Origin of the sequence: uncultured Wocania sp. (assembly GCF_964021735.1) — a bacterium.
Classification (GTDB): Bacteria; Bacteroidota; Bacteroidia; order Flavobacteriales; family Flavobacteriaceae; genus Wocania_A.
Genome location: NZ_CAXIBN010000008.1, coordinates 23,036 through 35,182, shown reverse-complemented (window position 1 = coordinate 35,182; position 12,147 = coordinate 23,036). Strand labels below are relative to the sequence as shown.

General features: G+C 33.8%; 8 protein-coding genes. 1 reads left to right on the top strand and 7 read right to left on the bottom strand.

Going from position 1 to position 12,147, the window contains the following annotated elements:
• Positions 1-835: 835 nt before the first annotated feature.
• From AADI82_RS01695 to AADI82_RS01665, 7 genes are all read right to left on the bottom strand, one after another.
• A complete protein-coding gene (locus tag AADI82_RS01695) occupies positions 836-1,138 on the bottom strand; it encodes an insulinase family protein (RefSeq protein WP_341214737.1) in 303 nt (100 codons plus the stop codon).
• Positions 1,139-1,184: 46 nt separating this feature from the next.
• Positions 1,185-2,561, bottom strand: a complete 1,377-nt coding sequence (locus AADI82_RS01690) for a TlpA disulfide reductase family protein (RefSeq protein ID WP_341214736.1) — start codon at positions 2,559-2,561, stop codon at positions 1,185-1,187.
• Between the two features lie 182 nt (positions 2,562-2,743).
• Positions 2,744-4,150, bottom strand: coding sequence for a TlpA disulfide reductase family protein (locus AADI82_RS01685; protein ID WP_341214735.1), 1,407 nt, complete (start codon positions 4,148-4,150; stop codon positions 2,744-2,746).
• 28 nt (positions 4,151-4,178) lie between these two features.
• Positions 4,179-4,844 carry a hypothetical protein gene (locus tag AADI82_RS01680; RefSeq protein WP_341214734.1) on the bottom strand — a complete coding sequence of 222 codons (666 nt, stop codon included), beginning with the start codon at positions 4,842-4,844 and terminating at the stop codon, positions 4,179-4,181.
• Positions 4,845-5,043: 199 nt separating this feature from the next.
• A complete protein-coding gene (locus AADI82_RS01675) occupies positions 5,044-6,489 on the bottom strand; it encodes a RagB/SusD family nutrient uptake outer membrane protein (RefSeq protein ID WP_341214733.1) in 1,446 nt (481 codons plus the stop codon).
• An 11-nt stretch (positions 6,490-6,500) separates the two neighbouring features.
• Positions 6,501-10,103 (bottom strand): SusC/RagA family TonB-linked outer membrane protein, encoded by a 3,603-nt coding sequence (locus tag AADI82_RS01670; RefSeq protein WP_341214732.1) that lies wholly within the window; start codon positions 10,101-10,103, stop codon positions 6,501-6,503.
• Positions 10,104-10,255: 152 nt separating this feature from the next.
• Entirely contained in the window at positions 10,256-11,398 is a 1,143-nt protein-coding gene (locus AADI82_RS01665; RefSeq protein WP_341214731.1) for a FecR family protein, read from the bottom strand.
• A gap of 97 nt (positions 11,399-11,495) precedes the next feature.
• On the opposite strand from AADI82_RS01665, the gene AADI82_RS01660 reads away from it, so the two are divergent.
• Positions 11,496-12,086 carry an RNA polymerase sigma-70 factor gene (locus tag AADI82_RS01660; RefSeq protein WP_341214730.1) on the top strand — a complete coding sequence of 197 codons (591 nt, stop codon included), beginning with the start codon at positions 11,496-11,498 and terminating at the stop codon, positions 12,084-12,086.
• The last annotated feature ends 61 nt before the right edge of the window (positions 12,087-12,147 follow it).

Below are 12,147 nucleotides of genomic sequence, written 5' to 3'. Positions count from 1 at the left end.
TAATGGGTTGTTTTTTTTACTCGGTATTAAGTGCTGTGACGTCTTTCTTTTCATTCAGTGATTTATAAGGTTACTCAATAATATTGATATTGCATTTTACAGTTAAAAGAATCCTATCTGTGCTGTGCTAACCACGTTATTTATAATAAGATAGGATTATGTGTTTTAATTTGATGACAATATACAAATTTATATGTATATATGTATAGACATATTAATCAAAATGATTTATGATAACAATTTAAATCGGTGAGAATATTAAAACTCGATTTAAATTATACCCATTGCTATTTGAAATTATTGTAAAAGAAAATGATGATTTTTTTCTTTAAATGAAGAAGAAAACTAAAGCATAGTCATAGCTATGGTTTCTTTTTATTCTGAAACGTTGTGCTGAGCGTCCTGTGCTGAGGGAGCCGAAGCAAGTCGAGGTGTAGAGAGGAATAAAGGGCGTTTTATTAGGGTGATTTTAAGTAGTAATTGGTATTATACCAACTTAACTATAAAATGCGCCATATAAACTTGCTCTTTCATCATTTTCTGCTTCCTTGCCCAATATTTCCGTAGCTAAGCTATGCAAAGAATGTGCTGCGTCGCACAATGATGAAATACCTGCCTATCCAATGACGCATTTTATAATCAAATTGGTATTATTTGCAGACGGCTTTTGCTAAAAAAAGTACGGCACCGTTATCCATTACTGGATTAGATGCCGTATAAAAGGTTAATTTGCTAAAGTGACTGTTTAAAACTGAAAATTAACTTTTCAAAATTTTATTAATGAAGAGGATTTATTTTAAACTATTTGGGAATGAATATATAACTATAAATCAATTTATTTTAATAATTCTTCACTTCCGAACTTAATGCCCTCCCGTTCCAGAAAACCGAGGATTCCTTTTCCCTTAAAATATTCTGTCCCGTTAAAAGCCATGTGTTCCAAGAAATGGGCAAGACCATCCTGATCGTCTTCCTCCAAGATGGCTCCGACGTTTTTTGCAAAGTAAAAACTGACCCGCTCTTTCGGTTCCTCATTGTGGAGTATGTAATAGGTGAGACCGTTGTCGAGTTTGCCGTCCCTTACATCCTCGGGCAGAGGAATTGTAGTAGTCGATTGTGCAAAAAGCACAGGAGCCATCAAAAAGCCTCATAATGTCAGTAGTACCGATTTCATTTATAGTATGCTATAAGTTTAAGGAATTAAAAAGTTCCATTGTTTCTTCAATTTTGCCGGGCATAGGTGCACTGGAACGCACGATATTGCCATCGGGGTCTATAACAATGAAATGGGGAATGCCCCGGATAGAGTACCCCCGCACAAAATCGGAGTTCCACTCTTTGTCGGCCAACAATTGTATGCCGGTTAATTCTTTTTCTTCAACCATCTTGCGCCATTTTTCATGATCTTTCTCAGCATCTATCGAAATGCTTACAAACTCTATGTTCTTGCCATGGTATTTTTTCTCTAATTCCTTTACGTATGGTATCTGACCTATACAGGGACCACACCAAGTAGCCCAAACATCGATATATACATATTTTCCTTTTAGATCATCCAATGACGTGGTACCCCCAGCATGGTTTTCATAATCCACGAACTTTGGTGAAGGTTGGCCAGCGGCCACCTTTTTCAATCGGTTGTAGCTTTCTGTGATTACTGCCTTATTATTTTCGTTAGTGGAATTCTCCATAAAATATTTATAATAAGCATCCAAATCACTTGCATGTGTTATACCAGATCTTACGATTTCGAACAATAAGGAGTTCTTTATTTTTTCATTGCCATTTTCCGCTACGACTTTAAGTGAGATAACATCTCGCTCTGAGGGGTTAGCCTTTATCCTTTCGTCCGTCAAATCATAATAATGGTTTCTAAGCAAATTCTTATAGGATGGATACGAGAAGAAGGCCTCTTCATCCGCAAAATCAAAGCCTTCCATTTCTTTCAAAAAACCTTCGGAAACTTCAAAATCAGGCTTATTAGCATGATATGAATGGAAACTTTGATAATTTTTAAGCAGGCCTAAATATTCATACTCAAGATTCTTTGTCTCCCGTTCTTTGAAAGCCTTAGATATTCCTTCCTTGGTATTCAGTATGCCCACCAATGAGTCCCTGAAGTCCTTGATTCGGGTTTTATACCCTGTTTCATCAAGTTTATAAAGTTTAGGGGAGAGCAAATCTTTCTTTTGTTTGCTTTTGTTGATTAAATAATTACTTGCATCGGCACCAATACCGGCGACAAATAAGCTTGATTCCAAGTTTTGGTAGTCATAATTGACCTGTAGCTCATTACCTTTTTCCAAATTGATGTCCAATACGTTTTTCCCATCGTAAAGCATGTATTCACCCTGATCTACCTTTAAGGTGTCCAAAAAACTTCCATCACTGGCTAAACTGATTTCTTTAAGAAAGCCTGTGTCCGAAGCCTTCCTTAATTCAAGCCCTTCTGGTCCCATGTTCGCTATCTTGCCCGATAGCACCATATAATCCACCGTTGCTTCTTCTTTGCAAGCTACCAAGGCTACGACCGCTATGGCCAGATACATTGTTCTTTTCATTATTTATTAAATTTATTATTGCATATTATAAGTTTGATCATTAAATAAACTTTTATAAGTTTATTACCCTCTTGTTGTTTAATCTCTCACTATTCTCATTAATTTTTTGATACTCACTTTTAGAAAAGACACAAATGCATAGCATTGTATCCGCTTTTAAGATTAACTAAAAAATCAAATAGTCAAATTGTAGTTTTAATAATATTTACTAATTCACCTGAGGAGGGTACTGGAGCAAAGACATCTACAATTTTAAAATCCTTGTCTATTACGAAAAATCTTGGAATACTTGCAACTTGGTATGCCTCTAAATTAGTACTTAAGGTTTGTAGCTGATGTCCTTTTACTTCATTCTTTTTGAAATAAGATTTCCAAATATGCTTTTTATCTATAGATACTGATAGTAATATTATGTTATCATTTGTTTCATACTGTTGTTCTAAAGCTTCAAAATATGGCTTTTCATACATACATGGGCCGCACCAGGTAGCCCATAGATCTACAACTATGACTTTTCCCTTATAATCGCTCAATTTTACAGTTTCACCATTTAAATTCGTTAATTCAAAATCCGGTGCTATATTTCCTTGCATTAGGGATGCATACTTGCTTTCTTTTTTGTCTAAAGCTAAAAGATAATCCTCATTTTTTATTTTTTTTCGCTCTTCTTTATATTTAGTGATAAAATTCTTGGTATATCCGTTGTTATTAAAACCATAAATTAAATCGTTGGTTAGAACATATTCTTTTAAATCTTCGTTGAGTTGGACAAGCTGGTGCTTTTCGATAAAATCTTCTTGTTTTAAATCGTATAGTAGAGATTGGAATACTTCTAATTGTATATATTTAATGTTGTTATAATCTCCTATGATTTCTTTAATATGGGGTGCAAAGTATGTGGCAGCTTCCTCTAATTTGTTGTCCATATCTTGTTGTGTAATCTTACCACTCCTTACGTCATTAATATATAAATAAAACAAGTTCCCTAAACTGTTTACATAATCAAAACGCAATCTAGCTTTTTCCAATTCTACAAATTCTTTTGGCGCATTTTTTAAGGTTTCTAAATGGGCTATTCGTTTATCAAGAATTTTTTTAAATACAGTTGGGGCTTTTTTATAGTCCGTTATTTTTTCATTTTCAGATCCGTTCCTAAAATCACCCCAAAAAGAACCACCCTTTGGGTAGGTGACTGCGGTTAGATAATTGTTAACTTCTGCGCCTTTACCTTTAAAACTGGCCGATTTACGACCTTCGGTCAATATCATATCCAAACTATCTCCAGGAGTAAGGTATAGATAGCTTCTGCCTATGGCATAGTAACCAGGGGAATCTATAGAAAAGGTGTAAGTGAATGATTGGTCTTCATCTAGTGGAATACGATGAAACTCTTCTTCAAAAAATAAACTGTTTTTTGAAAAGTTAATCATTGTTAGAGCATCTTCACTTATCTCATCTTTAAACTTGCCTTTTAGGAAGACCTGCTGAGGTTGCTCTTTGGTTTTATTTTGAGCAGCATTTTTTTTACAAGATATGAAAACTATTAAAGTGTATAAAAGCAATACTTTTGGAAGCTTTTTTATTATCATTTTATTGAGTTTTTTAAGTACATATAGATTAAATAGATATCTGGACTTCCCATGTGCCAGCGTGATAAATGTCAAATGTGACTTGACAAGAAACAGAATTCAAACTGAATTTTAAATTGACGCGCTTTAAAGGAAATTGTACATTATTAAGGATAATCATACCGTTTCTTTTTTCTACAATAGTATTGTTGTCGTCCCTAACTATTAAATCTCCAGGTGAGGTTAAGATACCGTTACTAATGATTTTCAAACGTACTTCATTAATATTTGCGGGAATTTCTTGAAAAGTTATATTTCTCACACCCTGTTCGGAAACTACTTTGTAGGGGTATTTGTTTTCTCCTATATATTCTCCATTTTTAAAGAAACCTTTTTTTATTTGTTTATTTCCAAAACCGTCTATTTTAGTTAATTGGCCTTCACCATCCATTTTACCGTTTGAAAATTTACCTGTATAAGTACTCCCATCTTCCCATGTATATGTACCTTGCCCGTGAGGAAATCCTTTTTTAAAGTCTCCTTGATAACTATCTTTCTCACCCCATGCTTGACCTTTGCCGTGAGCTAAACCTTTTTTGCATTCACCTTTATATTCTTTATTTAGGTTAGAGTCTAATACTTTACATTGAAAAAAACCAAATGCGGTGTTAGATAATAGACCAATAAATAAAAAAATAATTAAATTTCTAATCATAAGTGTCATTTTTAAGTATTAAATTTAAGAAGAGACCATCTAAATAGAGGATTTTAAACAATTTAAACGATTCATTTTAGATGTAAAAAAGTAGTTAATGTATCTAATAATTCTAAAATAGAATTGAAATAATTGTTTTATAAATATTTTTTAGATAGTCTCTTTTTTTTTGTAACTAATATGTATTTATACTAGTTAATTATTCTCTTGGGTTTTGTTCCAAATGCGGATTAAAGTTCAGTGTACTTGCTGGTATTGGAAACGCCCAATTATCGGAGTTTGGAGCCAATGTATAAGTTGTTCCATCCAGTTCATGAACAATTGTTTTGGCGAACTCCGGCTCCAAATTCAATCTTCTTAAATCAAAGAACCTAGTTCCCATATATAATGTTTCCCTCCGCCTTTCATCCAAAACAAATGCCAACGCTTCCGCTTTAGAAGTAAAATCGGCGACACTCAAAGGAGTATAATCATAAATTCTATTTTCTCTAACGGAGTTTAGATCATTAATTACCTCTCCAATTGTTCCACTAGATAATCGGGCATTGCACTCAGCTCTAGTCAAATACATTTCAGGTACCGTTGGTGTAATAGTCACAGAACCTAGCGTTGCGCCAATCCTGGTAGGCGGCAATCCACAGTTGTAATTCCAACCAGTTTGGTCATCGTATTGCCATGCGCAGTCTGAGTACAGTAAAGAAAACCTCGTGTCGGAACTTGAAAGCAAATTTGTCATCTCTTCTGAAAGAATACCGTATCTGTAAAACCAATTAGGGGTCCCTTGAGAAGACATAAAAGTGTACTGGTCACTAAAGTGATGGTCCTCTAAAGCAAAATAATCACTTGTTGTAACGGGCACAGTCGTAAAATCACTTATCTCACCTTTAACGTCAATTGCCTTGTCAGCAAACTCAAAAGCTTTTTCAAAATTGCTCATGAATAAATAGTATCTCGCCAAGTATGCGTAGGCAGAGCCGGTATATTCTCTTGTATAATTCTTAGGTCTATTGGGTAGATTTGGTAAAGCCTCCAAGTTTTCTGAGATAATAAAGTCATAGATTTCCTTAACCGTAGATCTTGCAGGCACACTACCAGAAACATTATCTTCTAGAATTAACGGCACACCCAAGTCAGTAGATGTAGTAGCTTCGTTATACTGTTTGCCAAACGTGTTGACCAATAACCAATATTCAAATGCTCTACCAACCCTAGCCTCTGCGATAATAGATTCCTTATCTTCTTCTGAATATCCACTTACAATTTTAGAAGATCCAACATTGTTAATAACCGTATTATAGGTATAAATATTACCATAGGCTGCATCCCAAAGCCTGACATTTTCATCGTGGCTCAAGAATATATCTGAATCGAATTTATAAGCTTTGGCAGCATCATTAAGTGGATCATCAATCGGCCTGAGGTCAAGTTCAGTTGAAGTATGGTTGTCTGATGTTAATTCTAAAATGTCTGTATCGGTAGTATAGAACATGGAACGCCATGTACCATTTAGCAAAAGATCATAATCCTGAATGGTTTCCAGAACTGTCAGTCCTTTGGGATCAACATCCAAATAATCATCGCAGCTCGTATTTAACATACTTAATAGAGCAGCGAGTAAAACAGTTAATGTACTTTTTATTTTCATATCGCTATTTTTTAAAAATTAATATTAAGGCCTAAACTAAAAGAAGGTTCTATTTTGAAAAATCTAGCCCCAAGGCCATGGGCTTCAGGGTCGATACCTTCATCATTTTTCACCCATTGATATAAGTTATTTCCCCTTAAATTAATGGTCATTTGATCAAATACATTGTTTAAAAACTTAGTTGGCAAACTGTAGGTTAAAATAACCTCTCTAAGTCTAATAAAATCTGCTTCTATTATGTTTTTGGTGCTATTCCCTGCTATTACTGCATTGTAGTAAGAACTATCACTTATACCGTAAGAAGGTATATCCGTAAATTCTTCATCTCCCGGTTGTTGCCATGCATTTGCAGCGTCAGCATTCACACTAGCCGCAAATGGAGAATCGAATCCTTCGTCCCGCCTTTCAAGATACTCACCATTGTAGGAATCTTTCTGTAAAACATGACCACCACTGCCAACAAACATAAAAGATAATGTAAAACCGTTATAGCGAAAGGTGTTGGTAAGAGCTCCAGTATAAACAGGATCGGCCGTTCCAGCAGGAATAAGGTCCTGGGGATTCAAGAAATCGAACAAATTATCAGCATTGGCCACCTTAATATCCCCGTTTGAGTCGATTACAGTTCCATTTCCAAATTCATCCAGTCCATTCCAATTAAACATCCAATAGGTATTTGCCGGCGCACCTTCCAGGTTTCTAATACCAGCCAAAAGGCGTACTTGGTCTTGTCTGTTGAACGCATTGGTTACGTTATTTTTATTGTGTCTAAAGGTTATGAATGTACTCCATGAAAAATTTACGGATTGTATGTTTGTCGTATTCAACGACAGGTCAAAACCCTTATTACTTATATCGGCTACATTAGCCGAGAGGAAAGGAAATCCTAAAGTAGAATCGGCTATTCGGTCTGCAAGCAGATCCGTTGTTTCCTTGATGTAGTATTCAGCACTCAAATTGACCCTGCTATTTAACATTCCAATGTCAACTCTAAAGTTTTGCGTAGCGGTTCTTTCCCATCTTAAATCTTTAACTGCTGGAGTCGTTATACGCAGGTTATCTACCCCTAAATAGAAATGTGGAGTCGCAATGTTGAAAGGTCCAAACCTGTTGGATATATTTCCATTAATCCCATAAGATGCACTTATATCAAATTTGCTGACAAGATCGTTTTTAAAAAAATCCTCTTCTCCCAATCGCCATTTAATACCGGTGGACCAAAATGGTTTATATCGATATTTGGGGTCTGTTCCAAAAAGATTTGATTGATCTACCCTTATACTCCCTGAAAGGATGTATTTATTCAACAGCCCATATGTGAGGTTACCATATAAAGAGAAAAATCTATCCATGGTTTCGCCAAATCTATCTTCAAAGAGAATACCATTTCTTATTTCACCTGCAGGATGGATTACATTCGATATTGATTGGGATAACTCTTTTTTATCCACTGGCTTGATCACTAAGGAAGAACCGTCGTATCCATATGTGTCAGTTGTGGTAGAGGATGTAAATATGTGACGTATTTCTGAACCAACTATTGCAGAAACCTCATGATCTCCAAAATTGTCGTTGAAATCAAGTTGTCCTCTTAGGGTGTATGAGTTTCTGTTCGACCGCGTTTCTACTAAATGGGCTCCAATAGGCAACCTAAGATCGTCCGGATTACCATCATAATCTTCTGGAGCGGTATTATTTATTGTACTAAGCACATTCCAAGAATCTGCACTAGAAAAATCTGAATTTTTTCCCCCTCCTAACTCATATTGGAAATCCAAATTCCCGGAAAGGCTTTTAGTTATCATGGCCTGCAATCTTGTCTGAATACGAAGTGCTATGGATTTGTTATCTATTTTGCGTTTTCCCAATTCGTTTAAAGGATAAAAGGTCTCATCGAATAAGCCTTTATCCATTAATTGCTGAATTTGAAATTGGTTTTTGCCTCCATAATTGAGTCTGTTACCCGCAAATCCAATATTTACAGGTAATGGATTGCCTTGTGCGTCAACAATATTTTGATAGGAAGATATGCCACCCAGAACAAGATTTCTGCTCCCATCTATGAGTGGTGTGGAGGAATCTTGAAAAAGAGTAGTATTGCCAATAAGCTGTAGTGTTAGTCGATCATTAATTTTAAAACTGTTTAAGATATCTAAAATAATTCTATCAGATTTGTCCCCAACCCACATACCTTTATTTTTAGTGTAGTTCAAGGATGTTCTATAAGAATGTTTATCCCCACCACCACTAACGCTTAAATTGTGCTGATGTTCTGTGCTGGAGCGCAGGAAATGGTCCTCTAACTGCTGTGTATTATCAATATTCCGAAGGTTGTTTACAATAGTAGTTGCTTCTTGTTCACTAATTCTTCCTTCGTTCAAATCAGCCAATGTAGCGTAAACCCTATTTGCGGGAATACTATATAATCTAAGTGTGGGATCATCAGGGTTGTTATTATAGAAATATTCATAAGTGTGAGGATCATCAATCACCCTAGCCAATTGGATATCCACCAAATCTGAAGACGAAACCCTGTTTAAACGGTATCGCAAATCCGGCTTATCAGTAATGGTCGTCATAGTATTATAAGAAACGGTTGTTTTACCCGCCTTGCCTTTCTTAGTGGTTATTACTATAACACCATTAGCTGAACGTGCACCATAGATTGAGGCGGCAGCCGCATCTTTAAGAACTGTAACAGATTCGATTTCATAAGGATTTATTGTAGAAATATCTCCCACTAGAGGAAAGCCGTCGACTACAATCAACGGTTGGGAATCTCCTTGTATAGAAGAAACGCCTCTAATATTAAATCTTTTCCTTCCTTCGTTGTTAGGGTCTGCAATAAATGCTAATCCACTAACCTGACCTTCCAAAGATTGTAAAACATTAGAATTACCCTTTCTTTCTATAGTTGCACCATCCACATTAGATACAGAACTGGTACTCTTATTCACTTCCAGTTTTTGATATCCTGTAACAATTACTTCGGCAAGTTCGCTAACATCTTCTTCCATTGTAACGTTAACAACACTTTGATCGTTAACGCTAATCTCTTGTGTTTTGTAGCCTAACGAAGTGAATACAAGAACATTCTCAGGATTTGGCACTGAGATAGTGTACTCTCCATCAAAATTAGTTACTGTACCTTTATTTGTACCTTTAATGAAAACAGTAACTCCTGCAAGACTTAAACCATCTTTGTTTTTAACTTTACCTGTTACTTGTTGTTGTATAATATTATAACTTTTTTCTTTAATTAAAATATTGTTGTTTTCCATTACAACAATATTAAAATGATTATCTATAAGGTTTTCTCTTAGAAGTTTATCTATTCTTATAATCCCTTTTTTTAGTTGGATTTTAGGGAAGTTATTAAATAAATCTTCGTGGTATATAAATGCGTAGTCTGTTTGCTGGGTAATTAAATCAAAAACCTCATCGACAGTAATGATTTTATCTGAGTCTACTTTAATTCTTGTATTTTGAGATAAAGCATTATGAGGAGTAAAGCTAAAAACGGTTGTGCAACATAATAATAGTAGAGCTCTCATAATAATTAGTAGTATTTTTTTCTTTAGCAGAAAAAAAATCTTTATTGATTCAATTTTCATAAATTTGCTTGTTATTAGTTAGTTAAAATTTTAATTGATTAATAATGTTTTTAAGGGGGATAAGAGTTGTTTTGTACTTACCAGGTTCTAAACTACTGTCCTCCTTTTGTTTTTCTTAGTTTTTTTACTTCATAGTATCTAAATTTTAAAGGTTAATAAAGTGTAATGGTTTTATTATTAATTTCGTAATTATTAATGAGGTTGGTGTTTTTTATAGAAAACAGAATCTCTTCTATAGATTGTCTTCTATAAAGAGTACCTATAAATTTTAAATCTTCAATATTTTTATCTTTAAAAACCACATCGATATCATACCAACGAGATAAAACCTTCATAATGTCTTTTAATGGTTTGCGTTTAAAATTAAAAACACCGTGTTTCCATGAAATGGCTTCGTAAACATCAACAGTAGTTACAGTAATATTATTAGTTAATCTATCAAAATTAGCCTGTTCTGTTGGCAATAACACCTTTCTTTTATCTTCTATTGACCATGCTATTTTTCCTTCTACTAAAGTGGTATAACTGTTGGACTCGTCTTTATATGCTTTAACGTTAAATTCAGTCCCCAAAACGTCTATCGTTTGAAGGTTGTATAGCACACTAAATTTTGATCCTTTGTGATTGGTGCTAGGAGAAACATCAAAATAAGCTTCTCCATATATTAATTCTACCTGTCTATCATTCCCTGCTATAAAGTTAATGGGGTATTTAATTTTAGACTCTGAATTTAACCATACCTCTGTGCCATCTGGTAATGTTACTTGAAATTGTCCGCCTCTTGGAACAGTTAATATGTTATAAACTGATTTTTTATTTGAATCTTCATTATAAACGATTTTCTCCCCATTACTTGTAGCATTTTGTGTTTTAAAAACATTTCCTTTCGATAAAGTTATTTCTTCTCCACTTTCTAGTGTTAAGGTTGCTTTATCTGTACCTGTTTGAATTTGATTGTTAACAATAACAGGGGCTATGTTGTTTGTACTAATTCGTTTTTTGTTAAAAAAGAATGCTAAGCTTATAATAATAAGTATTGATGCCGCAGCGGTGTATTTATACACATTGAGAAATTTTAACCTTTTTGGTTTTTCTTTATTAGAAATATCTCTCCATACTTTTGTATATGCCAAATCCAAATCTTCATCACAAAAAATTGAATTTATGTCGTATTCATTTGTAAGATAGGATTTGAACACCTTAATATTGCGTTCATCCTTTAGCCATTTCTTTAGTTTAACCAGCTCTCTATCAGATATCGAATTTGACAAATATTTTATAATAATTTTTTTCAAATGTTATTTAATTTTATATTTACCACATATATACAAGTCGTTTCCCTTTAAAAAAACCCTTAAAACTTTTCAATTTATTTTATTTTAGATATTATTTATGGGGGACAAAACACTAATATTTGCTATTAAAAAAGATGATGCTAAAGCTTTTAAAGTATTATTCGATAAATACTATAATACTCTAGTTGCCTATGTAAAAACATTTACAAAAGACAAACAATCTTCTGAAGATATCGTACAACAAGTTTTTGTTGAGTTATGGTTAAAGAGGCATCAACTTAATATTTCTATTTCTGTTAAGGGATATCTTTTTACCGTAGCCTATCGTACTTATATAGACTCAATTAGAAGTATTAAAAGAAGAGATAATTTGCTAGATGATTTAAAAGAAAAATTATTAAGAGAAAGTATAATTGAAGATGAAAATACTAAAAATCGTCGTTTAAATAAGTTAAGATTCATTATTAATTCGCTCCCTCCAAAATGCAGAAAGATTTTAGAATTAAATAAGTTTCATGGGTTAAAGTACTCTGAAATAGCCGAAAAATTAGACATTTCCAATAAGACTGTTGAATCACAAATGCGAATTGCTTACAAAAAAATAAGAGAGGGTTTTAAAAATGATAATATGTTTTTCCTCTTTGTTGGAGGTTTTTATAAAAGTTTAAAAAGGTTAAATAATATATAAATTCACCTATTTTTGGATTATAGTTGTGCTAATGAACAAATCAAAAAACATTACTGTAGTT

Excerpts from the sequence above, each read along its gene's own strand:
- AADI82_RS01675 (WP_341214733.1), bottom strand. The coding sequence starts at position 6,489 with ATGAAAATAAAAAGTACATTAACTGTTTTACTCGCTGCTCTATTAAGT.
- AADI82_RS01695 (WP_341214737.1), bottom strand. The coding sequence starts at position 1,138 with ATGGCTCCTGTGCTTTTTGCACAATCGACTACTACAATTCCTCTGCCC.
- AADI82_RS01685 (WP_341214735.1), bottom strand. The coding sequence starts at position 4,150 with ATGATAATAAAAAAGCTTCCAAAAGTATTGCTTTTATACACTTTAATA.
- AADI82_RS01680 (WP_341214734.1), bottom strand. The coding sequence starts at position 4,844 with ATGATTAGAAATTTAATTATTTTTTTATTTATTGGTCTATTATCTAAC.
- AADI82_RS01690 (WP_341214736.1), bottom strand. The coding sequence starts at position 2,561 with ATGAAAAGAACAATGTATCTGGCCATAGCGGTCGTAGCCTTGGTAGCT.
- AADI82_RS01660 (WP_341214730.1), top strand. The coding sequence starts at position 11,496 with ATGGGGGACAAAACACTAATATTTGCTATTAAAAAAGATGATGCTAAA.
- AADI82_RS01670 (WP_341214732.1), bottom strand. The coding sequence starts at position 10,103 with ATGAAAATTGAATCAATAAAGATTTTTTTTCTGCTAAAGAAAAAAATA.